Source organism: Streptomyces sp. NPDC006430 (assembly GCF_040612395.1).
Classification (GTDB): Bacteria; Actinomycetota; Actinomycetes; order Streptomycetales; family Streptomycetaceae; genus Streptomyces.
In genome coordinates, this window is the sequence record NZ_JBEXQA010000012.1 from 1 (window position 1) to 25903 (window position 25903).

A 25903-nucleotide genomic window follows, 5' to 3' on the forward strand; every position below is an offset into this window, starting at 1 on the left:
AACAAGGACCTCGACAATCCTCATTCTTGCTGGTCAGAGGCACTTTTCGCTTACCTGATCACCTGTCGGACACCGTGCTTCATGAAAGCACGAGGCTAGGGCTGACGGTACGCACAGCAGCAGGCCCCCTCCGGGCATGGCGGTTTCTAGGGGTCGTTGCAACACGTGGTCGGTTGTTCAGGCCGCGAGCAGTTTATGCAGGCGCTCGGCTGGGGTTTCCCAGTCGAGCGTTTTGCGTGGGCGGCCGTTGAGTTCGGCGGCGACGGCGTCGAGGTGTTGACGGCTGTGGGCGGACAGGTCGGTGCCCTTGGGGAAGTACTGCCGGAGCAGGCCGTTCGTGTTCTCGTTCGATCCCCGTTGCCAGGGGCTGGCCGGGTCACAGAAGTAGACCGGGATGTCGGTGGCGACGGTGAAGGCGCCGTGGGCGGCCATCTCGGAGCCCTGGTCCCAGGTCAGTGAGCGAACCAGGTGGGCGGGCAGCGTCTTGACCGTTGCCACGAGGGCGTCGCGGACGTGTTCCGCGCTGCGGCCGTCCGGGAGGTGCAGGAGCATGACGTAGCGAGTAGCGCGCTCGACGAGCGTGCCGATGGCGGAGCCGTTGTCCTTGCCGATGATCAGGTCGCCCTCCCAGTGGCCGGGCACGGCCCGGTCTTCCACCTCGGCCGGACGCTCACTGATCATGACCATGGGGGTGGAGAAGCGGGGCTGTCGCTGCTGGGCCTGGCGGCGTGGTATGCGCCGGGCGCGTCCCGACCGCAGGGCCCGGGCCAACTCGCGGCGGAGTTCGCCGCGGCCCTGGACGTAGAGGGCCTGGTAGATCGTTTCGTGGACCACGTGCATCTCCGGCCGGTCGGGGAACGTCCGGCGCAGACTCTCGCAGATCTGTTCCGGGCTCCACTTCAGGTCGAGTCCGTCCTGGATGAAGTCCCGCAGTGCGGTGTTCTGGCCGATCTTCCCCGGCTTGGGGCGGGGCCGGCGGGCATCGGCCCGGGCCTGGGCCGCGTGCGGCCGGTACTGGCCGCCCACGGGGTGCCTGTTGCGGCGGATCTCCCGGCTGACCGTGGACGGGCTGCGGTCCAGCTCGGCCGCGATCGTGCGGACGGTGGCCTTCTCCCGCAACCGGTCGGCGATGTGGATCCGGTCGGCCTCGGAGAGGTAGCGGGACGGCGCGGAGGCCGCCCGCACCAGATGCGCGGGCGGCCTCGGCCGCTTCTTGCGGCCCTCGGGCCGACCGTTACGCCATTCACGGCCGGTCCGGGGGTTGACGCCGACGCGTCGGCTTGCTTCTACGTTGCCAAATCCCAGCTGCACGAGCCGGAAGTATTCCTCCCGTTCCCGGTGCAGCTTCCGGGGCCCTTGTTCCTTGCGGCTCTCGCGGATCTCGAAGTCCATTGCATCCCCTGAGCTGGGGTGTTGCAACGACCACTAGAACCCAAGCATCGCCCGGAGGGGGCCTGCTGCATGCCGCTCACGGCCGATGGGTCTCCCACCAGCCGGTCAGCTCCGCCACGCGGGCGTCGAACCGGCGGTCGAGGAACGACATCGGGGCCGCCAGGGTCAGGCATTCGCCGGTCACGAGGCAGACGCTCACGCGGCGCACCCCGGCGGTGCGGTGGACGTCGATGCCCGCGATGTCCGCCCAGGGGATGCGGCGCTCCCGTTGCCCGAAGGCCGTGAAGGCCGCTAGGCATTCGGGGGTCAGCCGGGCGCCCCTGAGGCGCGGCAGGACCAGCGCGCCCACGACACCCGCGCCGGCCGCGTACGCGCAGTCCCGCAGTTCGGCGGCCGTCATGGGGTCCGCGGTCCACCGCAGGCCCAGGTGGAGCAGACCCGTCGCCAGGGCGAAGCCCAGGACGACCGGAACCGCGAACTGCGCGGCGGTCAGCCGCAGTTCGATATTTCCTTCCGTGTGCCGCACGCGGCATCACTTGCCTTTCCTTTGCTCGGGTGGTGGGGCGTGGGGGCCCGGTCGGGCCCAGCCCCAGACATAGCCCCAGCCGACGGTGGCTCCCATCGTCCAGGTGAAGCACCCGCCGCGTTCCGCCGCGGCGTTGATGTTGTGGACCGCCCACCAGGTGTAGGCCCAGGCGAGCGCGACGCACACGCCGATCGCGACGGGGTGGGTGAGGCGCTGGCACAGGTAGGCCTCGGCGATTGCCGCGCCGGCGGCGCCCAGGGTGCCGAGGTCCTCCTTGAGCATCTTGGTGTGGAATCGGGTGACGTAGAAGGTGCACGAGAACGTGTACCCCCACCATCTCCAGCTGGTTCCGCAGGTGCGGACGTACGCCATCCGGCCCGAGGGGTCGAACTGGTTGCCCGGGTCCTGGTTGGCGTAGTCGTACGCGGTGGCCGAGCCGCCGTACACCGGGTCCGAGGTGAGGAAGCGCCCGGTGGCGGGGCTGTACATGCGTACGCCCATCAGCATGGTGCCGGTCACCGTCTCGGCGGAACGCTGCTGACCGCCGAGCCATCCGTAGCGGGCGGACTGCTGTCCCGTGCGCGGGTTTCCGAACTCGTCGGCGTCCAGGGCCACCGGGGCCTTGGACGTGTCGAGCGGGAGCAGCATCGCGACGTCGCCGTGGATGTTGGTGAGCTGGAGGACCACGTCGCCGGTCTTGCCGGTGGTGGCCGCCAGCGCGCCGGTCGCGGAGGTGATGTGCCGGGTCACGGCGCCGGTGGTGATGTCCTCGGTGATCCAGCGCGGGCTGTCGCCGTCACCGCTGTAGTGGTTGACCTTGGACGCGGTCTGGGTCCAGTTGGAGCCGCTGCCGGTCTCGGTCGTCCACGAGCGGTAGCGCAGCGCGGAGTCCAGCTGCCAGGTCTGGCGCAGGGTGCCGGCCGTCTGCTGGTGGGCGAGGTCGTTCGCGTAGTACGCGTTGGTGCTGCCCGGGGCGGCGGTGGTCCGGCCGAGGTTGTCGTAGCCGTAACCGGCGTCGACGATCCGGTCCGCGCTGTCGTAGGTGAAGGTGGTGGGGGTGGCTCCGGTGGACGTGCAGTCGGCACCGGGGGCGGCGACGGCGCGGATGAGCGAGGTGCGGTTGCTGCGGTTGTCGAAGGCGTACGTGCGCCGGGTGCAGACCGTGTCGGCGGTGTCGTCCACCGTCTTGAGGCGGCCGGCGGCGTCGTAGCCGTAGGACTGTCCGGACCAGCCCGCGTGGGTGGCGACCTGACCGTGCGCGGACTGGGCCACCGTGTCGGTGTAGACGGTCGTGCCGTCGCTGTCCCGGGTGTAGGTGCGGGCGGTGGTGGCGCCGGTGGAGTCGGTGACGATGCCGAGGGTGTACCCGCCGGGCAGCTTCTCGGTGCTGACCAGGCCGTCCGCGTCGTAGGTGATCGCGGATGCGCCGGCGACGGAGTCGCTGGTCGCGGTGGCCATGCCGCGGGGGTCGGCCGTGGTGTCGTAGGTGAGGGTGGTGGTCGACGGTGCGTTGTCGGTGATCTTGACAGGGCGGCCGAGCAGGTCGTACTCGGTCGTCGTGATGCCGCCGTCGGCGTCGCCGTACGAGATCTGGCGGCCCAGCCTGTCGTACGCCCTGGTGATCGTGCCCCCGGTCGGGGAGGTGGTCTTCACCGGGCGGCCGGTGGCCGTGTCGTACTCGGTGGTCGCCTCGGGGACGGCCTGGCCGATGCCCGCCGTGATCGTGACCTTGGTCGGGCGGCCCGCCTCGTCGTAGGTGGTGGTGGTCCGGGTGGTGCCGTTCGCGGTCTCGGTACTCTTGGCCGGGGTGCCCCACCAGCCGTACTCGGTGGTGGTGGTCGGCAGCTGCGAGGGGTTGGTGCCGCCGCCGGTGATGGCGCCCGCCGAACCGGTGGTGCAGACCTGGTCGGCCCACTCCGGGCGGCCCTGGCAGGTGCCGGTGCCGGTGCCGGACCAGTAGGTGGTCACGCGGGTGGCGGCGTCGGTGCCGCTGGCGCCGGGCAGCAGCTTCTTGGTGACGCGGCCCTGGGCGTCGTACTCGGTCTTCTCGGTGATGGCCAGTCCGGCCGGGTCCTTGATCTGCTGGGTGGGCAGGCCCTTGGCCCAGTCGTAGACCGTCTGCGCGACGCGGGCCTCGCCCTGGACGGTCGGGTGCTCACGCACCTGGGCGCCCGTGGTGACCTTGGTGATCTGGTTCTTGACCTTGGCGGTGCCGTCGGTGGGGCGGCCCGCGTCGTACTCGTTGACCGTCCAGGAGCGGGCGGTGACGGGGGTGCCGGCGGGGACCAGGACGGTGGCGCCGTCCTTCAGGTCCGCCGTGAGGTCGATCCGGTGCAGCGGGCCGAACTCCGCGAGTTCGCGGATGCCGGTGCCGTCGTAGACCGAGGTGGTGGACAGCAGGTTCGCGCGGTCACCGGACGCCAGCTGCGCGATGCCCAGCTCGGCCTGCTTGGCCTGCTTGGCGCGGTCCGAGGCGGTCAGGCCGAGGGCCAGCGAGCGGTTGGCGGCGGTCAGCTCGCGCACGGAGTTGCCGAACCGGTCGTACTCGCGGCTGGTGATGTGGCCGCCGGGGGCGGCCGTGTTCACCTCCTGGCCGGATACCCCGAGGTAGTGGATTCCGGCACGGCCGTAGGAGGTGGCGGTGAGGGTGTCGCCCGAGTTGGTGGCCGGGACGCTGTCGGGGGCGAAGACGGCGGTGGCGTCGGTGGGCGCCTCCACCTGCCCCCAGGTGCGGACATCCGTGGCGCCCATGGCGTACGGGGCCTTCGCACCGGTCAGCGGCACTTCGTAGACGACCGAGATCTGGGCGGTGCCCTGCTCCACATCGGCGCTGCCCTGGGCGAGCCCGGAGCGGGACGCCTTCAGCAGCATGCCGTCACCGGCGGTGGCGGAGCTGCCCGCCTGGCCGTAGGTGAAGGTCCAGGGCAGCTCGCCGGCCGGGGTGAGCCCGGTGACGCGGCCCGCCGAGTCGTAGCCGTACTCGGTCTTCAGGGCGGGGCTGATCTGCGGGTTCCAGTACTGGCGCAGCCGGCCCGCGTCGTCGTAGAGGTAGTTTGCGACGATCTTGGCGGTCGCGGCGACCGCACCGGGCTCGGTGGACCACAGCCTGATCTCCTTGACCTGGCCGGCGAAGTCGCCGGAGACCAGGGAGGTCGCGGTGGTGGTGTTGGCGTAGGCGTACTCCAGCACCCGGCAGCCCTTGGTGTCCGGCGCCGAGGTGCAGGTTCCGGCGCTCGCCGCCGAGGTGGGGGCGGCAATGCGCTTGGGGCGCGCGTACGTCGTGCCGTTGACGACGACGGTCTCGGAGAGCGTGGTCGTCGTGGAGTTGGTCAGGCCGTCCTGGACGATGCTGGAGACCTGCCAGGTGGCGACGGCCGGGGCGGTCTTGGTGAAGGTGGTGACCGTGCCCTGGTTGTTGGTGAGCGCGAAGGAGCCGGTGACGCTGCCGGTCAGCACCAGCTGCTCGGCACCGGGCTCGGGGATCCAGCCGTTCTGCGCGGCGTTCGCGGTGAAGTGGATCGAGTCGCCGCCGGTGGTCACGACGTCCACGGCCGTGTCGGAGACCCGGCGGACGTAGGTGTAGTCGGACTCGACGCGCTCGGCGGTGGCTCCGGAGACCCATTCCTTGCCGAAGATGGCCGCCTGGCCCTCCTGCCCCGCGCCCTTGCCGGGAGTGCGGGAGGAGGCCGTGCGGGAGACCGACAGGCCCAGGGCGGAGACGTCGGTGCCGGAGAGCGTGTAGTCGCCGGTCAGCAGGTTGACCGTGCCGGGGCCGATCTCGTCCGAGTCGGCGCCTTCCGCGTTGCGGTCGATGACCGCGGTGAGCGACTGTGTGCTGCCGGAGGCGCTGTTGGGGCCGGTGAAATCGGCCTTGATCTGGACGGTGCCGTCGGGGGTGACGGTGTCGGTGGCGTTCCATACCAGCGGTGCGTTCTTGCCACCGGTCAGCGGGACGGGCCAGGCGGTCAGCGGGGTGCCGGCGGAGGTGACGTGCCCGGCCGGAATCTGCACCCAGGGGTCGGCCTCGGAGCGGCGCCAGGAGAAGGACGCCTGGTCGTACTTGGTGGCGTCGGCCTCGGCGACGAGCGGGAGCCGGCGTGCCGTGATCTCACCGTCGCCGGGCTGGACGAAGCCGCCGGGGCCGGCGTGGAAGGTGTACTCGATCGGCTCGGACTTGTTGTCCGCCTTGTCGACCGTGCGGACCTGGAGGGTGTGCGTGCCGTCCTTGGGCGGGGCGACGGATATCGCCTTCGCACCGGCGGCGCCGCCGGTGTCGACCTTGTTCCAGGTCACGCCGTCCAGGGACCATTCGAGCCAGTTGTGGTCGACGGCAGGCGGCGTCACGTTGAACGTTCCGGCCTGGCCGGCGCCCTTGACCCAGTCGCTGGACGGGTAGTCCGTCGACGTGACGCCGGTGGGGGCGGAGGGGGCGGTGGTGTCGACCGTGAAGGTCTTCCACTCCGACCAGCCCAGGTTGTAGTGGGTGCCGTCGTACGGGGTCGTGCGGAACTTGTACGTCTTGCCGTTGGCCAGCACTCCGGCCGGGACGGTCACAGGGGCGACCTGCCCGGAGTTCACCCAGGGGGAGACGAGGTAGTTGCCGACCTGGGTGTCGGTGACCGAGTCGCGGATTTCGAAGGTGCCGTTGACCTTGTCGCCGTTGACGTCGGTGAAGGTGTCACGCAGCGTCGGGGTGACCGTGTTGACGGTGTAGGCGCCACCGTAGGAGAAGTACGGCGGGCCGGCCTCCTGCTTGGTGCCGGTGCGGGGACGATAGTTGTAGGTCACCGTCAGCTTCGGCACGTTCGACGCCGCGTTGGCGGAGTTGAACTGCTTCCAGCCGGGCGTGGTCGACTCGGTGGTCGCGCGCAGGCCCATGTTGCCCGTGGCGGCCTTGGCCGACACCCATTCCTGAACCAGCGTGGTCACGCCGGCGTTGACCCAGCCGTCACCGCCGCAGGCGTCACGGCCCTTGGTCTCGGTGGACGTGGCCTTCTTCGCGGTCCAGGCCGGCTGCGCCGTCCAGCGCGAGGAGGTCGACGCGGCACCGGTGGACCAGACTTCCCAGGGCTGACCGGTGCAGTCGGTGTTGTCCGAGTGGAAGTTGTACAGCGACAGCTGCGCGTCCATCACGAGTGCGTCGGAGATCGGCGCGGTGTTCCACGAGATGAAGGAACGCGCGGTGCGGTAGGTGTCGTCGGCGTTCTTCGTACCGGGGTTGCCGAGGTCCAGCTCGGTGTCGTTCGACCAGTCGACCGTCTCACCGACTTGCACGTAGGTGTCGAAGAGGTTGGAGAGCGCCGAGGTGGACGGGTCCACCGTGACCGGGTACGTGGTCTTCGGGTCAGCCAGGAACTTCGCGTCCGGGCTGACGACCAGATCGACGGAGGAGCCCTTCTGGACCACCTTCATGGCGACCTTGACCCGGCGGTTGTGCTCGCCCGAGACCGGATCGACGGTGGCGTCCCACATCACGGGGCGGGCATGACCGCGGTCTTATTGTTCTTCTTGTCGGTGAACACCACGCTGCCGTCGGCCTGCTGCGTGACCTTCAGGCCCTTGGCCTTCAGCGGCAGGGTGTACGAGAAGCCCGCCGCAGGCTTGGCCTTGACCTCCACGAACTGCTCGAAGCCGGTGCGGGTGGCTTCCACGACCACGTCCGCGCCGGGCACGGCGTCGGCGTACGTGGCCCGGGTGCCGTCCAGCTTCGGCGCGGGAAGGCCACCCCGCCACTGAAGGGTGATCGCCTCGTCCCCGGAGCCGAGGGTCACCAGGTCGGTGGCCTTGGCGTCGGACTTGCCGGAGAGCCGGAGCCCACGGGGGTGCGCCTTGGCGGCGACGGAACCGTCCGACAGGGCCGTCAGGTCGACGTCGACATCGCGCCATTCGCCGGACTCGGCGTCCTTGAACCGCACGGGTCCGGCGGTCAGCTCCGTCGTCAGCGAACCGTCCTTGTTGACCCAGGTGGTCGAGGACTCGGTGCGCTCGGACAACGCCTCGACGCGCTTGCCGGAGAGCCGGGCCGCCACGCGGGCGGAGGGGATGTCGGCGGCGAAGGCCGGCGCGGGCCTACTCGTCACCGGTGCACGGTCGACGGCCTGCGGGCGGACGGTGGCGAGCGCGGACTCGGCGCCGTAGAGGGACGTGGCGGCCATCAGGACCGCCAGGCCCACCGCGGTGACGCGGCGGGAGGGGGTACGGCCGGGTGGGCCCTACCGGTATGACTGGGAAAGCAAGTTCCCCCAAGAAATGAGCTTCAAGCAGGCGCTTGACCGCATGTGATCTACAGGCGGCAAGGGGAATGCAATATTCCGGTGAGGCTGAAAAGTATCTTCAATCGGCCAGAATCGGATCACGAGCGAGGCATCGTTGCGTGATCTTCATCAACCGATCGGTAGCAAGATCTCAACAGGGGCCGAGCGGAACCCGCCTCCGCCCGCCTTCCGACACGGACGAACCCGCGACACACACTTCAGATGCCGTCGGCCCTGGAAGATCACTGAAATTCTGGGGTTCCGGCAACTGCCGCACCGACTTGACGAGGTTCTCGCCCTTACATTTCTTCTCGCGCTTGAACGACGGCCGCAGCAACTCCGCACCCCGGAAGGCCAGATCAGCCTCGAACTCCTTGGACGCGAAGCCCTTTTCCGCGAACACGAGCAGCCCCGGCCGGTCCATGGCCAGGTGCGGCTCGCGGTCCAGCACCGCGGCCAGCACCTCCCGCCCGATGCAGAAACAAGGCGTCTGCTGCCCGGCTCCACCCCAGCGCACCTCGCAGAGCGTCGATGAGGAGATCCTCCTCAAGCGCGAGGAGCTGCGCCTCGTGCGCGAGCGGGCCCCGACGCAGGCAGGAAGACGGGAAGAGTAAGCGCACGGGCCCGGCGGGTGGAGGCGACCGTCGGCCTTTCCACCCGCCGACGGTCAGGCTTCCCGCGCAAGTCGCGGCCTCGGCTTCGCCCCGCCTTCTCGCGGGCCGAGCGGACCCGCGCGTCGATGCCTCCAGCGACCTCCTGCTGACGTTCGTCGTCGGAGTGCTGGTAGATCATCGCGGCCTTCTCCGAGGACTGGCCGGCGCGGACCATCGTGTCCTTGAGGGTCGCGCCGGACTGCGTGGAGAGGGTGTGGCCGGTGTGGCGCAGGTCGTAGAAGCGGAAGTCCTTTGGCAGGCCGACCCTCGCACGGGCCTTGGCCCACTTCCGGCCGAAGGTGGTGCGCCGGAACGGCGCCCCCTTCTCCCCCACGAACAGCAGGCCATCGAGCTCCTTCTCCGCGAACCAGTCCAGGTGCCGCTTGACCTCCATGTAGAGGAATGTCGGCAGGTGGATGGTGCGCCTACGCGCCGCCTACGAAGCCGCCGCCGCACAGCCCCTGACCACCCTCACTCAGCGAGGCCACATGCTCCCGCGGCCCGCGCTGCACCGGCACACCGCCACGCTGCGACGTACCCTCCCGGATCTGGCCGATCAGATCCTGGCCGAGCCCGGCTGGCCCGCGCTCGCTGCCACCCTCGCCGACGCCGCAACGGCCAGGCGCGACCCAGCCGCCCTGCTCGCCGAGGCGGCAGTCCAGCGCGAGCTGGCCACCGCTACATCCGTCAGCGAAGTGCTGGTCTGGCGCCTACGCCACCTCGCCGAGTTGTCTCTGCAGCCCGCCCCCCGGCAGCCGGCGCCCACGCCAGTCCGAGACCGAGCAGCTCGCAGCACCCAGCAGCGCCGCACTCGGTAAACGCCGCCGGGGCCAACGCCTTCAGCGTTGGCCCCGGCGGCATGCCCACGTGGCCGAAGGGCTACACCGTGGCCTCGTCCCCGAGGGTGCCGGCGCTGACGGCGCCCCGCAGGACGTGGGCGATCTCGTCGGGCCTGAGGTCGATGCCGTCAAGCCCTTCCACGGTCAGCGGGATCTCCTCCAGCGCGTATTCGCCGCGGCCCTCAGCGCTGAACTCGGGACCGGTCCGGTCCTCGAAGGACCACGTCGCGATGCGGGCGAGGTAGAAGATCTGACGCTCGTCGTCGGACTCCATGGTGTGGAGGAGACGGATGATGTCGGCCTTCCCCGCGATCTCCTCGTGGATCTCCCGGTGTAGTGCGGCCTCCCGGGACTCGTCGCTCTCCTCGACGCCGCCGCCGGGGAGCACCCAGTACGTCGGGATGCCGGGCTTGGTGCGGCGGATGACCAGCATCGTGTCGTCCGCGGTGACGAGGACGGCTCGGACTCGTTCGATCATTTCGCTTTGTTTCCTTGCTTGTTGACGGTCGCAGTGCAGCAGCCAGCCGTCATTGGCGTGGACGGCTGCCCAGTGATGAACGACGTTCGGCCATGCGAGGGACGCCACGCGTCAGGTGCGGTAGAGCTAGCCCCAGCGATAGCCCACAGGCGTCGACCACGCCGACCACGGAAGCTGTTGTGCAAATTCTTCGACACCAACTAAAGTCAGGACCGCACTGGAATGCTTCGATGCGTAGTCCGACCCTAGGAGTCGTCCGCATGAGTGTGCCTCAGTCGCCGTGGGCGACCGACGTGTTTGGCGATCAGGCCGCAGCTGTACGCCTCGCCGTCGGACAGGGCCTTCGCAACATGCAGGCCAACGCACAGGCCGCGCAGGAACAAGCGGCATCCCGTACCACCCGCACCTACGGCACCACCCGGTATGAGAACCAGTACGAACGCCTGCAGGACGAACTCAAGGAGCTGCCCGGTGTCCGCGCGGTCCAGCCGTTCGGGTTCTCCTACGAGCTGATGCTCATCGGCAACGGGCTGCTCTACCCGTTCCGGTACGCCAAGACCAAGTCGGACGTGCGCAGCGCGCGCATCCCCAGCGAGTCGCGGCTGGTACGGGAGCTCTTCACCTTCGCACCGGCGCCGAAGCACACCCAGGACCCGTTCGACCTCGACTTCGGGACGGCTATCCCGACCGCCGAACCGCGCGGCGCTCTGGCGACCGTCCCACAGGGCACCCAGTTGATCCTGGTGCCCTTCGCCTGCAACGCCTCCGAGCTGCTCGAGGCGTACTGGGGCATCGCAGCCCTCGGAATGAACCGGCAGCTGGAGTGGGCCACCGATCCCGAGCCGCTCCACCTGCCACAGACGGTCACTTCGTACACGCCGCGGCCGATCAGCATTCCGCACCAGATCACGGCGCACACCAGCTTCGCCGACGGAACCGAACCCACCCTTACGCTGTCCTCTCGTATCGCCTCGGACCGGGCTCTGCACGTGCCCGCCCAGACCGAGGCAGAACCCGTCGAGGACCAGACCAGCGAAGACGATGCGACTCACTAAGCAAGACCTGATTCCCGGTACGGAAGAACGAGGCGCCACGCCGCGTGCCATCTCCGACGGCTTCGATCCCACCCGGCTGACACAAGCCCGCCGGTTGGCGGAGATGACGAAGAAGGATGTGGCGGCACAGCTCGGGGTGACGCCTGCCGCGGTGGGTCAGTACGAGACGGGGGTCTCGAAGCCACGGCCTGACTTGATCCCCCGCCTCGCGGAGATCCTCGGGGTTCCGGTGACGTTCTTCCTGCTCGGAAGGCCGGCCAACCGGCTCGACGCCTCCATGGCGCACTTCCGAAGCCTGCGCAGCACGCCGAAGTCCCAGCGAGAGCGCGCTCTCGCCTTCGCCGAGCAAGTCTGGGAGCTCACCTACGCGCTGGAACAGCGGATCCAGTTGCCCCTTGTGGATCTGCCCGGCTTCGCCGGCGGGGAGGTCCACCCCGGCGAGGAGCTGTCCACCGATCCCGCGTCCGCCGCCCGTGAACTGCGCAGGCGCTGGGGTCTCGGCGACGGCCCTGTCACGCACCTGGTGAGGCGGATGGAGTCCCATGGGATCGTGGTGGTGATGCCGCCTGCCAGTGATCCTTCCGCTGCGAGCGTGGACGCGTTTTCCACGCGGGCCGCACGGCCTCTTGTCGTTCTGACCGCCAACCGGGCGGACGACATCTACCGGCACCGGTTCACCGCCGCCCATGAACTGGGGCACCTCGTGCTTCACGGCGACGCCACCGGTGACAGCCGCCAGGAGAAGGAGGCCGACGCGTTCGCGGCCGAGTTCCTGACCCCTCAGTCCAGCATCCTGCCCTTGCTGCCCAGGCGGATGGATATCGCACGGCTGGCAGAGCTGAGAGGAGTCTGGGGGGTCTCCCTCCAGTCGCTCGTCTACCGATGCCGCGAGCTGGGACTGATTTCCGACGCCACCGCCAGCAGGACGTACCAACGCCTGCGCGCGCTCGATGGCCAGCCCGGCTTCACGCCGGAATCGGTCTCGAACTTCCCCGGTGAGCAGCCCTCGCTGCTCGGTCAGGCCTTCGACCTGGCGGCTAAGGAAACGAATCTCTCCGTTTCCGAGCTGGCGCATGAACTGGCGTGGACCAACAAGCGAGTTCGAGATCTGCTGGGTGTCCAGGAGCAAAGGCCGGTGCTCCGCCTCGTCCAGTAATGCCGATGCCTTCGAGCACCTGCACGGTCCACGCCAGCCGTGAGGTAACTCAAGGACGTTCGGCCTCCGCGCGGATTGCTGGGGCCAGGAGTTCGACCGCCTCCGGCCAGTGGAAGCGGTCGGCGCCTCCGCCGGACTTGGGAGGGTGAGGCTGGTAGCTGCTGACCAGGACGCCCATCTCGCGGAGCTCGGCCAGGCTTCTCTGGTACGCCCGGTGGGCAGCGAGGGCGCTGTTCACGTACGGAAGGACCACGGTCGGGATTCCCATGCCGGTGGCCTCGCACAGGATGCCGAGAGCGAGGTTGTCCGCGAAACCGGCCGCCCACTTGTTGACCGTGTTGAAGGTGGCCGGTGCGACGGCGATGGCGTCGGCCGGCGGGAACGGCCGTGCCTCGCCGGGTGAACGCCACGCCGAGCGGATCGGGTACCCGGTCTGGTCCTCGACAGCCGCGACGTCCAGGAAGCCGAGCCCCTGGGGTGTGGCGACCACTCCCACATCCCAGCCCCGCTCGTGTGCAGCGGTGATCAGTCTGCCGACATCGTCGGCGACCCCGGCCGCGCACACGACCACGTACAGGAAGGGCTTGCGCTGCGGCTCGGTCACGCGGGTACTCCCAGTCGGCGGCTGAAGTGGTGGAGCTCTGGCAGCGTACGACGGCGGTCCCGGGCGGCCAGCTCGCGGACGGCAGGACGGCGTACGTCCTGGGCGGCGCAGGTCTCGGCGATCCGCAGGGCCTGATAGCCGTCGGCGAGACGGCCCTGCTGGGCATAGGCGCGGGCGGTCTCGATCCAGAGGGCGGCTCGGCGCTCGGGGACCGGGATGTGGCGGCGCATGAGCGGGCGGGCGGCGTCGCTTCAACAGCTTCCCGGCCGGCACGCCGGTGCTGATGGGTGACGGGGCGACCCGGCCATCGAACAGATCAAGGCCGGCGACACCGTCCTCGCCGCCGATCCCGAGACGGGCGCCAGCGGCCCCCGCCGGGTCGACGGCACGATCTACACCCCCGACGACCGTGACTTCACCAGCATCACCGTCGGTCAGGGGGCGGGCTCCCTCACCGCCACCGACCACCACCCGTTCTGGGTGGAGAACCGCGGGCAGTGGACGGACGCCGCCGACCTCAACTCCGGTGACACCCTCCGCACGCCGGAGGGCAGCACCGTCGCGATCGACAAGGTCACGCACTGGAAGGAACTCCAGGGCGCGTACAATCTGACGGTCAATGACCTGCACACGTACTACGTGCTCGCCGGCGCCACGCCGGTCCTGGTCCACAATTCCAATGGACTGTGCAGCAGGCCGGCCGCCATCGCGAAGGCGACCGGCTATTCGGTGAAGCAGATCAAGGATGCGATCCACAAGGTGAAGGCCCAGGGAGCGTGGCGCGGGATCGGCGGCAACAAGAACCCGGACATGCTCATCGACCCCAAGACCGGAGAGGTGCACCCCCAGATGCCCGATGGCTCGCCGGGCGACAGCATCGGCAACATCTTCGACCACCTGCCGGACCTGCCGTGATCGAGGACCTCGGCGACCGCTGGCTCATCGGACTGCGGGGCACCCCGGTGCTGGCCGTCCGCCGTACGGAAGCGGCCCTCTCGGTGACGTTCGCCGACGAGGTGGTGCTCACGGTCGCCGGCCCCGCACTCCTGACGGAGGGGCCGGCGACCGCTCCGGGGGCCGCAGCGGTCACCGGTGACGGGTGGGGCCGGCTCGTCGGCTCCACCGTCCTGTCGGCGGTCGCGTTCAAGTCCGGTGCGCTGCGCCTGGTGTTCAGTACGGGCCACCACCTGAACGTCCGGGGCGCGGAACCCGGGACGGAGGCGTCTCTGCAGAAGCCCGGTGTGTTCTGCTGGTCGTGCCGTCAGGGGGTCAGCGCCATGGAGACTCTCGGGGCGGAGGACTAGGAGCGCTACTTCTTGGTCGGTGGGACAAAGCCGACGCCCACAACCGAGGCGCCCGCCGCGCCAGCGCTGCAGTCTTCCGCCGGTACGCACTGAAACTGGTAGGCGAGCTGTACGACTCCACCGTCGCCGACTTCGAGGCCCACTACCTCGTTGACTGACAAACGCACGGAGGGCCTGCAACCTCTGACGGTTGCGGGCCCTCATCGCGCTGCTCAGGTCCCGATCCATCCAGCGGCGCGTGCCACAACGTGCCAGTAGCAGCGGTAAACATCGGTCAGCAAGGGGCCGGACGAGGCACCCGCGAAGGCCCCGCCAATACGTGTCTTCGCAGGTCAGCAGCCATAGACATGGTCAAGTGCCGGGTGATTCCCAAGCTTATGGCGCGGGTTCGATTCCCGTCATCCGCTCCATTGCAAAGCCCCAGGTCAGCGACCTGGGGCTTGTTTGTTGCCTGATCCGGTTCCGGAGCCTCGCACCACTTGTGCACCACATGGTCCCCCACGTGGCCCGCAGTTGGCGCTCCGGCGACGTGGGAAATCCGCGCGTCATCCGGTCAGGACGCTGCTGCTCCACGTCCGTCGGGCCGGTCCGGATAGACACCACACTGGGCGCCGCGTGCGAGTGCTTCGCGACACATCAGGTTGATCCCGCTCCCCTCTCGGGCGTCTCGGCAGTCGTGAAGATCCGGTCCAGGTGGTGACGGAGCACCGCGATCGCGGACTCCGGACTCCGCTGGCCCACGAGGATGCTGGTACCCATGGTCGCCGCCATCGCGAGCAGGCTGATCGCCTCCGTGCGCGCGTCGGCGCCCGGGTCGGCCAGGCCGGCCTCGTGCGCCTGTTCAAGGAGTCCGGTCAGGGCGTTCTCCGCGGCGTCGGGGTTGTCGATGAAGGGCTGGGCGGCCAGCGCCGCGTCGGTGACCGACAGGATCGCGTACGAGCTGTAGAGCAGGTGGAAGGTGCGGCTCTCCTCGTCGGTCGGCAGGGCGGCCAGCAGCAGGGCCTCGATGGTCGCGCGCGGGCCGGGGCCCGGCCCAGCGGCGGCCAGGCGGGCGCCCACCCTCGCAGTGAAGCGGTCGGTCAGGTGCCGTAGGCCGTAGAAGAGCAGCTTCTCCTTTGTCTCGAAGTAGTACTGCACGAGCCGCAGCGACACGCCGGCTTCCGCGGCCACGTCGCGCATACCGACGGCGTGCAGCCCTCGCCGCCCCGCGACCCGGATGAGCGCCTCGGCGATCTGGGCGCGCCGCTCCTCGTGATCCACACGCTTCGGCATGTTCCCGTGTCTCCGCCCGTCGGTGGTGGGTTCGCGGTCCGCTCCCCCGATCCTTCATGATACCGCTGTACCACACACGTGGTACGGTCGTACCACGAAGAACGGATCTTCACAGGAGGTGCCACCGTGCCCGAGACCACCGCCCGCGTACGCCGCGATGTCGGCCGCTACGTCAACGACACCCTGCGCGACCGCTACTTCGCCGCCGCCGACGTGCTCTACGCGATGGGGGCACCCGTCCGCTCCGAGAGCGACGTGGAGACCGCCTTCGGCACCACGCACGTCTACCGGTACGGTCCCACGGACCCCGCAGCCGAGTCCCGGACGCCGATCGTCCTGATCCACGGCGCGGCCTACTCCTCCGCCATGTGGTTCCCCAACACCCCCGGGCTCAGCCTCGACCGCCCGGTCTACGCCCTCGACACCCCCGGCGACGCGGGCCGCAGCGTCCACCGCGAGCCCATGTGGCAGCCCGAGCGGGCCGCCCAGTGGATGGACGAGGCCCTCGACGCGCTGGGCCTCGACAAGGTCCACCTCGTCGGCTCCTCCTACGGCGGCTGGCTCGTGCTCAACCAGGCCCACCGGCGCCCCGAGCGGCTCGCCTCGGTCACCGCCCTCGACCCCGGCGGCCTGGAGAAAGTGGGCCTGCGCTTCTTCGTCTGGATCTTCATCAGCTTGTTCGCCACCTTCGCCCCCAAGGCCCTGCGCCCCCGGCTCGCCAAGTGGCTGGACCAGCCGGTCCTCGCCATCCCCGAGATGCGCGAGTGGATCCAGCTCGGCGCCCGCGCGTACCGGATACGCCGCCCCGCACCCCTACCGCTGGCCGAGGACGCGCTGCGGTCCATCCGGACCCCGCTCTACGTCATCATGGGCAAGCACAGCCTGCTCGTACACCCCAAGCGACAGCTGGAACGCGTACCGCGCCTCGTCTCCGGAGCCCGCGCCGAGATCATCACCGCGACCGGGCACGGCCCGCAGATCGACCACCCCGACGTGGTCAACGCCCGGATGCTGTCCTTCATGGAGGACGTCGACTCCCTCGACCCTGCTGCGGTCGACGCATAGGGCTACGGCGGGGAGAAACGGCTCCGGCGGGCCCGCTCAGTGCCGCAACGTGCCAGAGGGGCGGTGAACAGCGGTCAAGACGAGGCCAGGGGCGGTTGTGGCCGCAGGCGGCCGGGCACCGTCAGGATCGATCGTCCTGAACGCCGATCTCCGCCCAGATCGACTTCCCACCGGCCCGGTGGCGTGTTCCCCAGCGCTCAGCGCACTGAGCGACGAGCAGTAGCCCGCGCCCGCCTTCGTCGAATATGCGCGCTCGCCTCATGTGCGGGGCGGTGCTGCTGCCATCAGAGACCTCGCAGATGAGCACGGTGTCGCGGATCAGGCGCAGCTGAATGGGAGGGGTGCCGTACCGGATCGCATTGGTGACCAGTTCACTCACCACCAGCTCGGCGGTAAACACCACCTCATGCAGTCCCCAGTCCGCGAGGCGGCGGGAGACCTTGTCACGGGCGTCGGCCACGGCGGCCGGGTCGGAAGGCAGATCCCAGGTGGCCACCTGACCCGCGTCGAGGACCCGGGTGCGGGCGACGAGCAGTGCGACATCATCGGCCGGTTGTGCGGGGAGCAGATTCTGGACCAGGTCGTCACAGGTAGCCTCCAGCGAGTGAGCAGGGCGCTCCAGCCGCCGACGCAGTAGCGCCATGCCCTTGCCGAGGTCGTGTTCGGGGACCTCGACAAGGCCGTCCGTGTACAGCACGAGGATGCTGCCTCGGGGCACTTCCCATTCGACCACTTCGAAAGGCAGCCCGCCGACTCCCAGCGGCGGGCCGACAGGAAGATCGATGAACTCCGCCTTGCCGTCGGGCGTGATCACGGCGGGCGGGGGGTGGCCCGCGCCTGCGGCGGCGCAGCGACCCGAGACCGGGTCGTAGACCAGATACAGACATGTGGCGATCAGATCGGTGACGATCTCAGCCTCGGGATCCGCCGCGTCCTCCTCCGCCCTGAGGTGGGTGACAAGGTCGTCGAGATGGACGAGGAGCTCCTCGGGGGGCAGGTCGACGTCCGCCAGGGTGCGTACCGCGGTCCGTAGCCGCCCCATGGTGGCGGAGGCACGCAGACCATGGCCCACCACGTCTCCGACGACCATGGCGACCCGTGCGCCCGACAGCGGGATCACATCGAACCAGTCGCCGCCCAGCCCTGCCCGGGACCGGGCCGGGAGGTAGCGGTAGGCCACCTCCACGGCCTCCTGGGCAGGGAGTCGCTGTGGCAGCAGGCTTCGTTGCAGGGCCAGAGCGGTGGCTCGCTCGCGGGTGAAGCGTCGGGCGTTGTCCACGGCCACGGCAGCGCGTGCGGCGATCTCCTCGGCAAGGAGCAGATCGTCTTCGTCGAAGGAGTCCCGGCAGCGGTGGCGGACGAGTACGGCCACGCCAAGCGTGATGCCGCGGGCGCACAGCGGGATGACCATGATCGAATGCATCCCGAAGTCGCGGACCTTTCCTGCGCGCTCGGGGTCGGCGACCTGCCAGCTCTCGATGGCTTCGTCCAGGGTGCGGTGCAGCGACGACCGGCCCGTATTCAGGCAGCGGGCCGGGGGCGAGGATTCCGGGTAGTAGTCCACCTCGCCCGGCTGGATCAGCGACTCGGGGGTACCGGGGAGGACGGACCCCTGCGCGGCGCGGCGCAGGGCTACGGAGCCGGTGGCGGACGGCCTGGGCTCGACGCCGCGGAACAGCCCGTCCAGCAGGTCGACGCTGATGAAGTCGGCGAGCCGCCCGACCGCCACGTCGGCCATCTCCTGGGCCGTGCGCATCACGTCGAGGGTGCTGCCCACCCGTGCGCTGACGTCGTTCAGCAAGGCGAGCCGTTCCCGGGCCTGGTGCTGTTCGGTGACATCGAGCGCGATGAGCTGCACGTGTCGTACCTGTCTGTCCAGGTCCCTCAGGGGGGAAACGGAGACGGCCCAGTATCTGTCGCGGGCTTCGCGCCGCGGTCGGCCATGCACCTGGAACCGCTCCGGTTCCCCCGTCTCGAAGACCCGGCGCATGCCCTCTTCGACCGTGGTGCAGATGTGGGGAGGCAGGATGTCGGTGACCCGCCGACCGCGCATCTGCTCATCCGTGAGGCCCAGTTCGCGGGCCGCACCGGCGCTCCCCCGCAAGGCCCGCAACTCGGCGTCGTAGATCATCACAGGGAGGTGGCACTGTGCGAAGGCCTCCTCTGTCGTCGCCTCGTCCTTGTGTGGACGCCGCTGCTGCTGCGGCGTGATCATGATGAGCCACTGTGTGTTGCCCTCGCGATCGAGTGACGCGTACGCCTGCAGCTCGGCATCCATGTGGTGGCCGTCCTGGTGCCGCAGCAGGGTCGGCCCAGGGCCCTCGAGAACCGCGGCGAAGAGCACTTCGGCGTCCGCGTTCCCGCCGAGCAGACGTGCCGCGGGACGCCCTACGACGTCCCTGTACGAGTACCCGAGCAACCGCTGTGCGCCGGAACTCCACCCCGTCACCATCCCCCGCGCGTCGACGACTGCCGTAGCCGAGGTGGCCTGATCCGGGAACTGATCGAGGCCCTTTCGGAGGGGGCCTGCATTTTCCATGTCCATTCATCGCCCATCCTGCCCTGGGGCTCTCGGGGGCTGAGGAGACTCAGCAGAGACCGCAGGCCGGCGAAATCCTCGTATCCGTCGCGTCGGCTCCCTTCTTACTTGTATCTCTCCTCGCGCGCACGCGCAGGTCGGCGGACGCGAAAGGGACGCCGCACCAAAACCGCCGCGTACCTGTCTGACAAGAGCACGTGGCCTCGGAAAGGCAATCATCGAAACGTGAAGCCCCAGCTCAACGCCCCGCCACCTCCCCTCGCTGCACGGTCGGCAGTACGTCGGGCGTCAGCTGTACGAGTCCGCCGGCGGGCGCCCTGGCGGGCAGACCGCCCCGGAACGCATTCAGCACACATGCGGAGGTAATCCGTTTGCGGGCCCACCGGTGATCCTCAGTCTTTCGCCTTCCCTCCGTACCCCTCGCAGGAACGCCCGACAGCCTGACCACGACCCGAAGGCTCGGGCTCGAGCTGCTGCCCAGCCCCTGACCTGGGGCCGAGGCTGTCGGCCGTCAACAGATGCACCACCAGCCTCGGCAGTGTCCTCGCCTGCCGGATGCTGTCAGGTTCGTGACTGTGACGATCAGGCGGTCCTGGGCGACCAGGCCGTGGAGCTCGGCCCCAGCGTGCCACTACGTGCCAGTCAGGGCGGTCAACAGCGGTCAACAGCGGTCAACACTGGTGCGACCGAACCCCGCACCGCCGCGGCCAAGGGCATGTTTCCGCTCTTGAACGAAGGCCCAGGTCAGCGACCTGGGCCTTCGCCATTGTCTAGACCTCTCAGCCCCCTACCGCGCCCTCCACGTACCCCAACTGCCACGAACGCCCTGCCCAGAGACCTTCCGGCGCACCATACGCATCACACAGACGGGTCGCCGCACGAAATCGCGAGACGCATTTCAGGTGACCTGCGTCATGTCGTGCCGGAGATTCGCACATTCGCCGATCCAAAGGCGATGGCCAACCGCCGCACCTGGAGAGCCAGTTGGCCGCCCAGAGGGGTCCACCCACCGCACCACGTACGGCGGTACAGGTCGGATCCACCCTGGGAGGCGGGCCCGGAGCATTGAGCAGACGATCACGAATAGCGATCAACAGGTGACCTGTTGTCAGCGGCGGGTGCTTTCATAGGTCGGTTACGCAGGGAGGCGTAACGCATCTGGTGAGGGGGATACAGCTGTGCCCTGGATCAAGGACTACGTGCGGTCGGACGGCACTCCGGTAAGAGGACACGTCCGGCTCCCGGCCGGCGCACGACGCGAGACCGCACTGCTGGGCCTGTTCGTGATCGGGGCGTTCGTCCTCGGCAACGGCACCACGACTGCCGGGGCGGGCGCCGGGACCGGGCAGGAGTTACCCCGGCCGCAGTCGACGGTGGTCTACCCGATCAAGTGGCCGGCCTGGGAGAAGCAGCCGCAGCCCCAGCCGACACCCACCGTCTCCTATCCCATCGTCTTCCCCAGCACGGGGAGCGGGCGGTGACCCGGCGCCCGCCCGTGAGGCGACGCAGGCGCAGTGGCCCGACGCGCCGCCGAGGGAACCCGGGCTCGGAGGGCCTGGTCCTGCTCGGGCTCGTGGGACTGGTGGCTGTCAGCCTGATCGCGGCTCTCCTGAACTGGCTGGCCGCCCACCCATGGGTCGTGGCCGTCGTCCTCTTGGCCGCAGCTGGCACGGGCGGCATCTGGCTGCGGCGACGGCAGGAGGCGGCCCGCTGGGAGCAGGTGCGGGCCCACGGCCTGCGCTACGCCGTCGAGCACCTCGACAGCCTCCACCACAACGACTTCGAATTCGCCGTACGGGACCTCATGTACCGCGACGGCTGCTCCGACGCACAGAAGGTCGGCGGGCGCGGAGACAACGGCGCCGATGTGAAAGCCACCGATCCCTACGGCCGACGTTGGGTGATCCAGTGCAAGCACCGCAAGGCCGGCTGGTCCGGATCTGCGGTCGGTACCCCCGACCTCCAGGTGCTCAACGGCACCGGCCGCCAGATACACGGCGGCGAGGTCCTCGTCATGCTCACCAACGGCCGCTTCTCCGGTCCCGCCCTCGACTTCGCCAAGTCCCAGCGCCTCCACCTGGTCGACCGCCACCTCCTGGCCCAGTGGGCCAGCGGCTCCCGTCCCCTATGGGAACTACTGCGCGCAGTTCCCCCGCCCCGAAGCTCGACGTCACGCCCCTGATGCTCCTGTAGGTCTTTGCGAGCATGGTGGACTTGGCCTCGTTCTGTCGGCACGGGTGCAGCGTGACCGTAACAAGCAGCATCAGTGTCGCCGCCCGCGATTAGCGACCCAAGTCCGGTGCCAGCCGGTTCCGTCGCTGCGCGGCGTGAACTGCCCCTCGCTGTCAGTGCCGTGAGCAAAACTTCCCGCGTGAAGGGGATAACTGTCCTTGCCGTGCTGGGCGCCGTCTGGTTTTGCTGCGTCAATCCCAGCAGACGCTCCCTGCTGCGCCTGCACTTCGACAAGCCGGAACTGCTCCTGCCAGGCGACACCCTCGACAAGCTCTCGATCGGCATCGACGGCAAGCGGACCTTCGTCTACGACGACCGCGACCCCGACGTCTGCCCGGACTTCCGACTGCGGCTCCAGCAGAACTGAGCCGGGGCGACGGAGCAAGTGGGAAGCGTGCGGGCGGGAAGACACCGTCCGCCCGGCTCCCACTGGGACCCGCCAAGGGCCCACCACCAGGGGCGGGCCGAGACCCGATCGCGCTCGCCGACGGGACGTCTGTACGCGCGGCCGACGACAACGCCGACCTGTTCTGGGCCCGTCGGGGAGGGGCAGGCGGCAACTTCGGCAGCAACACAGGCTTCGTCTTTGACGCCGTGCCCGACTGGCAGCACGCGTACTACGGCCCCACCTACGACCGCCTGGCCGCCGTCAAGCGATGCTACGACCCCGCCGGGCTGTTCCGGTACCAACAAGCCGTCGGCCGTCCCCGCGGTTGGGAGCCCACCTTTGGAGACAACCCCAGGCCACCTGCAGGGCCTGGGGTTGTGGATACGCCCGCGGTCCTGAAGTCAGGCCAGGCGTCGGGCGGCGAGGTGGCCGAGCTCGTAGGGCTTCTTGAGCGGGGTCGCCTTGGGGACGTACAACCGAAGGTCGACGTTCAGGCCCTCCCCCGCTGCGATGACGTGGTCGTCGCCGGGGGTGTCCAGGACGAACCGGTGGTCCTGGACGCCCTTCGTGACCTTCGCGGCCTCGGTCTTGACGACGGCGTCCTCGACCTCGTCGAAGACGATGCGCCACCTCCTCACCGGTACGGCCTCACCAGTATTCAGCAGCTTCGCGGTGAGCCGGCCGCGCTCCTCGAAGAACACCGCGGAGTGGCTGGCGAACCCGCTGGAACCGGCCTGTGCCTCGGGGAACACCCCTTCCTTGAGTACGACCTTCTGGGGGTCCTTGGACGGGTCGGCGTACAGCAGGGAGCCGTCCTTGCCGTCGACCGCGTAGAGACGGCCGTCGACGGGGTGGTAGGACCAGTCGTACCAACCGCCGGCACCCGGAGGGTTCTGCAAAGTCGCCGTGACCGGGTCGGCGGTCAGGTCCAGCACCGCGCTCTTGCTGTTGGCCAGACCGCAGATCACCATCTTGTCGCCGTCCGGGGTCACCGCGCCCAGGACCCAGTTGTTCGCGGGAAGGCCGGCGACCTTCTGCGGGGTGATGGTCTTCTTCACCGGATCGATGACGAGCAGCGTGTCGGAGCCCTTCTTGCTCATCGCGTGGAGCAGGCCCTTGGCAGGGCTGTAGGGACGAACGAGCTGGGGCGGCAGCCCCCGTCATGGCGTGAGGTCTCGCCGCGTTCCTTGCGGCGAGACCCCGTTCTGTCGTTCGTTCGACCTGCTGTCAGTCGCTGATGGCGATCTTCCCGTTGGCCGGGGTGGACGCTGCGGCCGTGTCCGGCTTCGGCGCAGTGAGGCCCTTCAGGAGCTGGGTGAGGTCGACGCCGGTGGTGGAGCCGAGGAGTTCCATGCCCTGGGCGACGTTGTCGGCGACGGTGCGGGTGAGCTTGCCCGCGCCGTCGGTGGAGATGACGGTCATCTTGTCGATGGCGGACAGCGGTTCGGCGGCCTTGGCGACGACCTGCGGGAGGACCTCGACCAGCATCTGGATCTTCGCGGCATCGCCGTAGCTCTCGAAGGCTTCGGCCTTCTTCTGCATGGCCTCGGCCTCGGCTGAGCCCTTGGCCGCGATGGCGGAGGCCTCGGCGGCGCCCTCCAGGCGGACGGCGTCGGCGATGGCGGCACGGCGGGAGAGTTCGGCCTCACCGCGCTTGGCGCCCTCGATGGCCTCGGCCTCGGCGAGGGCGGAGCGGCGCTGCTTCTCGCCCTCACCGGTCAGCCGGGCCCGCTCGGCCTCGGCCTGGGCGGCAGCGATGGCCGCCAGGCGCTCGGCCTCGGCCTGTTTGACCCGGGCCACGCGCTTGGCCTCGGCCTCCTGCTCGGCCTCGTAGCGCCGGGCGTCTGCGGGCTTGCGTACCTGGGTGTCGAGCTGGCGGTCGGTCAGTGCGGCCTGCCGTTCGGCGACCTTCTCCTGCTCGGTGAGGATCTGCTGCTGGCGGTCGGCGTCGGCCAGCGGGCCGGCGGCGTTCGCCTGGGCGGTCGCCGCGTCGGTCTCCGCCTTGATCTCGGCCTGGCGCAGGTACAGGGTGCGCTGCGCGACCGCGATCTCCTCCTCCGCCTTCAGCCGGGCCTGCTCGGCCGCCTGGCGGGAATTGGCCTCGGCGATGTCCGCTTCCTGCTTGGCGCGGGCGGCTTCGGGGCGGCCCAGGTCCTCCAGGTAGGAGCCCTCGGTGGTGATGTCCTGGATCTGGAAGGCGTCCAGCACCAGGCCCTGCCCGGACAGGCTGGCCTCGGCCTCCTCCGCGACCTGGCCTGCGAAGGCGGCGCGGTCGCGGATGATGTCCTCGACCGACATCCGGCCCACGATCGCGCGCAGGGCTCCGGAGAGCACTTCCTGCGTGAAGCCGACGATGCCGTCCTGCTGCTGGAGGAAGCGCTGGGCCGCGGCGCGGATGGCGTCCTCGTTGCCGCCGACCTTGACGATCGCGACGCCTTCGAGGTTGGCCTTGATACCGCGCAGCGTGACCGCACCCCGGACGGCGATCGGGATGTGCCGGCTGGAGAGGTCCAGGGAGTAGCGCTGCTGGACGAAGGGCACGACGAACACGCCTCCGCCGACCACGACCTTCTGACCGCTGTTGTCGGTGGATATCTGCCCGGTGTCGGGGTCAGTGGATTTCTTGCCGCGCCGGCCCGTGATGATGAACGCCTCACTGGGGCCAGCGACCTTGTAGCGGGTGACGACGACCAGGGCGAGCAGGACGAGGAGTACGACCACTCCCACGACCGCGATGACGACTGAACTCATGGTTGATCCCCCCTGCCCGCTCTCGGTCGAGGGGACAGATCGGTGGTGGATGAGAAAGCGAAACGGCCGGTCAGCGCTCGACGGCGCGGACGCTGACCGAGGAGGACGACGGCGTCGCCGTCACCCAGACCTCCGCGCCCCGGGCCAGTGGCCCCTCGGCGGTCGCCACGTACTTGGCCGGCTGGCCACCGAGGCGCAGCAGGACCTCGCCGTAGCCGCCCGCCGGGATGGCGGTGACCACGGTCCCGGCCGAGCCGAGGAGTTCGGCGGCGCGCGGGGCGGCCCCGCTGCCGGCCCGGGCGAGGGCGCGGCTGAAGCGGTACGTCAGCCAGCCCGCCCCCGCACCGGCCACGGCCCCCGCGGCGGCTGCCGCTCCCGGCCCGAGGCCGGTGGCCCCGAGCACGATCGCCCCCGTGAAACCGAGCATCGAAACGAAGCCCGCGACCACCGGCAGCGACAGCCATCCGTCGAACAGTCCGTCCAGGGCGCCGTCGAAGACCCCCTCCAGCACCCCGTCGAACACCAGCGAACAGGCCAGCAGGGCGATTCCCCCGATGCCGAGACCCAGAAACAAGCCCATGAGCACCTCCCCGCTTGGCACGCGTTTGCGCCGGACAACGGCATCGTGCCAGCGGGACCGACTGCCGCACATTGCCTACCCTCGGCAATCTTTACGTGGCTTTAATGCAGCAGGGACGGCAGGATGCGGTCAGGATGCGCCAGGACGGTCAGTGGCGGACCGCTTCGGAGCTCAGCATGGCCAAGCCGTGACCTGTGGCTGGTGCGGCCGACCTGGCGGCCTGCTCGATCTTCGCGCAGTAAGCTGCACGGGCTTCCTCGTCGATCTGCTTCTCGTGTTCGGGGCGCAACCCGGTCCGGCCGTCGAGGCCCTCGCGCAAGATATCGGCGTGCCCGGCATGCCGGTTGGACTCGCCGAGGACATGGACCAGGATGGCGAACAGGTTGGTGTCGGCATAAGGCTCCGGCCACCACGGCACGTGGCCGGGGGCGTCGAGGGGAAGCTCGTTGATCGTCGCGTCCGAGTGTTCCCACGTGCGCCGGTAGAACCCGATGATCTGATCGCGGGTCTCGTCCTCGGTCGCCCACAGGTCGCTGCCGTTGGAGTCCTGCCACCGGGGCAGCGGTTCCGGGGAAGGGCGGTCGAAGACCTCGCCGAAGTACCTGGCCTCGACGGTGGCCACGTGTTTGACCAGGCCGAGGAGGTTGGTCCCGGTCGCTGTCAACGGTCGGCGGGCGTCGTATTCGGACAAGCCGTCGAGTTTCCAGAGCAGCGCCTCGCGGTCCCGCCGCAGTCGCCCGTGCAGGTTGTCTTTCGCGAATTCATCGATCATGCGACATGAGCCTGCCACGGGCTGCTCATGGTCTCAAGATCCC

At 69.4% G+C, this 25903-nt stretch carries 20 protein-coding genes and 4 pseudogenes; 10 read left to right on the forward strand and 14 right to left on the reverse strand.

Going from position 1 to position 25903, the window contains the following annotated elements:
- Window positions 1-177: 177 nt before the first annotated feature.
- The 5 genes and pseudogenes from ABZZ20_RS19120 to ABZZ20_RS19140 form a co-directional block, all read right to left on the reverse strand.
- Window positions 178-1392: an IS30 family transposase gene (locus tag ABZZ20_RS19120; RefSeq protein ID WP_356870933.1), complete on the reverse strand. Its 1215-nt coding sequence runs from the start codon at window positions 1390-1392 to the stop codon at window positions 178-180.
- A gap of 76 nt (window positions 1393-1468) precedes the next feature.
- A complete protein-coding gene (locus ABZZ20_RS19125; RefSeq protein ID WP_356870935.1) occupies window positions 1469-1918 on the reverse strand; it encodes a hypothetical protein in 450 nt (149 codons plus the stop codon).
- 6 nt (window positions 1919-1924) lie between these two features.
- A pseudogene (locus ABZZ20_RS19130) lies at window positions 1925-8073 on the reverse strand (DNRLRE domain-containing protein).
- 250 nt (window positions 8074-8323) lie between these two features.
- A complete protein-coding gene (locus ABZZ20_RS19135) occupies window positions 8324-8689 on the reverse strand; it encodes a hypothetical protein (protein ID WP_356870937.1) in 366 nt (121 codons plus the stop codon).
- A 206-nt stretch (window positions 8690-8895) separates the two neighbouring features.
- Window positions 8896-9252 (reverse strand): annotated as a pseudogene (locus tag ABZZ20_RS19140) (tyrosine-type recombinase/integrase); the annotation flags it as partial.
- Here ABZZ20_RS19140 and ABZZ20_RS19145 point away from each other — a divergent pair.
- Window positions 9242-9643, forward strand: a complete 402-nt coding sequence (locus tag ABZZ20_RS19145) for a hypothetical protein (RefSeq protein WP_356870939.1) — start codon at window positions 9242-9244, stop codon at window positions 9641-9643. The pseudogene ABZZ20_RS19140 and the gene ABZZ20_RS19145 sit on opposite strands and share 11 nt — an antisense overlap.
- Window positions 9644-9704: 61 nt before the next feature.
- On the opposite strand, the gene ABZZ20_RS19150 is transcribed toward ABZZ20_RS19145, so the two are convergent.
- Window positions 9705-10142, reverse strand: a complete 438-nt coding sequence (locus ABZZ20_RS19150) for an NUDIX domain-containing protein (RefSeq protein WP_356870941.1) — start codon at window positions 10140-10142, stop codon at window positions 9705-9707.
- A gap of 260 nt (window positions 10143-10402) precedes the next feature.
- Between ABZZ20_RS19150 and ABZZ20_RS19155 the strand changes: the two genes are divergently transcribed.
- Together ABZZ20_RS19155 and ABZZ20_RS19160 are read left to right on the forward strand one after the other, a co-directional pair.
- Complete coding sequence (locus tag ABZZ20_RS19155) at window positions 10403-11197, forward strand: hypothetical protein (RefSeq protein ID WP_356870943.1); 795 nt, start codon at window positions 10403-10405, stop codon at window positions 11195-11197.
- Complete coding sequence (locus tag ABZZ20_RS19160) at window positions 11184-12353, forward strand: XRE family transcriptional regulator (protein WP_356870945.1); 1170 nt, start codon at window positions 11184-11186, stop codon at window positions 12351-12353. Before ABZZ20_RS19155 ends, ABZZ20_RS19160 begins: the two co-directional genes overlap by 14 nt.
- Window positions 12354-12402: 49 nt before the next feature.
- On the opposite strand, the gene ABZZ20_RS19165 is transcribed toward ABZZ20_RS19160, so the two are convergent.
- Together ABZZ20_RS19165 and ABZZ20_RS19170 are read right to left on the reverse strand one after the other, a co-directional pair.
- Entirely contained in the window at window positions 12403-12957 is a 555-nt protein-coding gene (locus ABZZ20_RS19165) for a flavoprotein (protein ID WP_356870947.1), read from the reverse strand.
- Window positions 12954-13199, reverse strand: a pseudogene (locus ABZZ20_RS19170) (transcriptional regulator); the annotation flags it as partial. The gene ABZZ20_RS19165 and the pseudogene ABZZ20_RS19170, both read right to left, overlap by 4 nt.
- 73 nt (window positions 13200-13272) lie before the next feature.
- Here ABZZ20_RS19170 and ABZZ20_RS19175 point away from each other — a divergent pair.
- Complete coding sequence (locus tag ABZZ20_RS19175; protein ID WP_356871268.1) at window positions 13273-13872, forward strand: polymorphic toxin-type HINT domain-containing protein; 600 nt, start codon at window positions 13273-13275, stop codon at window positions 13870-13872.
- Window positions 13869-14261: a DUF6188 family protein gene (locus ABZZ20_RS19180; protein ID WP_356870949.1), complete on the forward strand. Its 393-nt coding sequence runs from the start codon at window positions 13869-13871 to the stop codon at window positions 14259-14261. The genes ABZZ20_RS19175 and ABZZ20_RS19180 overlap by 4 nt, the downstream gene beginning before the upstream one ends.
- 636 nt (window positions 14262-14897) lie before the next feature.
- Here the strand turns inward: ABZZ20_RS19180 and ABZZ20_RS19185 are convergent.
- Window positions 14898-15533 (reverse strand): TetR/AcrR family transcriptional regulator, encoded by a 636-nt coding sequence (locus ABZZ20_RS19185; protein ID WP_356870951.1) that lies wholly within the window; start codon window positions 15531-15533, stop codon window positions 14898-14900.
- 126 nt (window positions 15534-15659) lie between these two features.
- On the opposite strand from ABZZ20_RS19185, the gene ABZZ20_RS19190 reads away from it, so the two are divergent.
- A complete protein-coding gene (locus ABZZ20_RS19190) occupies window positions 15660-16598 on the forward strand; it encodes an alpha/beta hydrolase (protein WP_356870953.1) in 939 nt (312 codons plus the stop codon).
- Between the two features lie 121 nt (window positions 16599-16719).
- On the opposite strand, the gene ABZZ20_RS19195 is transcribed toward ABZZ20_RS19190, so the two are convergent.
- Entirely contained in the window at window positions 16720-19137 is a 2418-nt protein-coding gene (locus tag ABZZ20_RS19195; RefSeq protein WP_356870955.1) for a SpoIIE family protein phosphatase, read from the reverse strand.
- 1178 nt (window positions 19138-20315) lie between these two features.
- Here ABZZ20_RS19195 and ABZZ20_RS19200 point away from each other — a divergent pair.
- From ABZZ20_RS19200 to ABZZ20_RS19215, 4 genes and pseudogenes are all read left to right on the forward strand, one after another.
- Window positions 20316-20618 carry a hypothetical protein gene (locus ABZZ20_RS19200; RefSeq protein ID WP_356870957.1) on the forward strand — a complete coding sequence of 101 codons (303 nt, stop codon included), beginning with the start codon at window positions 20316-20318 and terminating at the stop codon, window positions 20616-20618.
- A 92-nt stretch (window positions 20619-20710) separates the two neighbouring features.
- Entirely contained in the window at window positions 20711-21319 is a 609-nt protein-coding gene (locus ABZZ20_RS19205; RefSeq protein ID WP_356870959.1) for a restriction endonuclease, read from the forward strand.
- Between the two features lie 189 nt (window positions 21320-21508).
- A complete protein-coding gene (locus tag ABZZ20_RS19210; protein WP_356870961.1) occupies window positions 21509-21736 on the forward strand; it encodes a hypothetical protein in 228 nt (75 codons plus the stop codon).
- A gap of 227 nt (window positions 21737-21963) precedes the next feature.
- Window positions 21964-22056 (forward strand): annotated as a pseudogene (locus ABZZ20_RS19215) (BBE domain-containing protein); the annotation flags it as partial.
- Window positions 22057-22158: 102 nt separating this feature from the next.
- Here the strand turns inward: ABZZ20_RS19215 and ABZZ20_RS19220 are convergent.
- From ABZZ20_RS19220 to ABZZ20_RS19235, 4 genes are all read right to left on the reverse strand, one after another.
- Window positions 22159-22857 (reverse strand): hypothetical protein, encoded by a 699-nt coding sequence (locus tag ABZZ20_RS19220; RefSeq protein ID WP_356871291.1) that lies wholly within the window; start codon window positions 22855-22857, stop codon window positions 22159-22161.
- A gap of 127 nt (window positions 22858-22984) precedes the next feature.
- A complete protein-coding gene (locus ABZZ20_RS19225; RefSeq protein ID WP_356870963.1) occupies window positions 22985-24508 on the reverse strand; it encodes an SPFH domain-containing protein in 1524 nt (507 codons plus the stop codon).
- Window positions 24509-24578: 70 nt separating this feature from the next.
- Window positions 24579-25088, reverse strand: coding sequence for a hypothetical protein (locus ABZZ20_RS19230; RefSeq protein ID WP_356870965.1), 510 nt, complete (start codon window positions 25086-25088; stop codon window positions 24579-24581).
- 148 nt (window positions 25089-25236) lie between these two features.
- Window positions 25237-25860, reverse strand: a complete 624-nt coding sequence (locus ABZZ20_RS19235) for a DinB family protein (protein ID WP_356870967.1) — start codon at window positions 25858-25860, stop codon at window positions 25237-25239.
- Window positions 25861-25903: the final 43 nt, after the last annotated feature.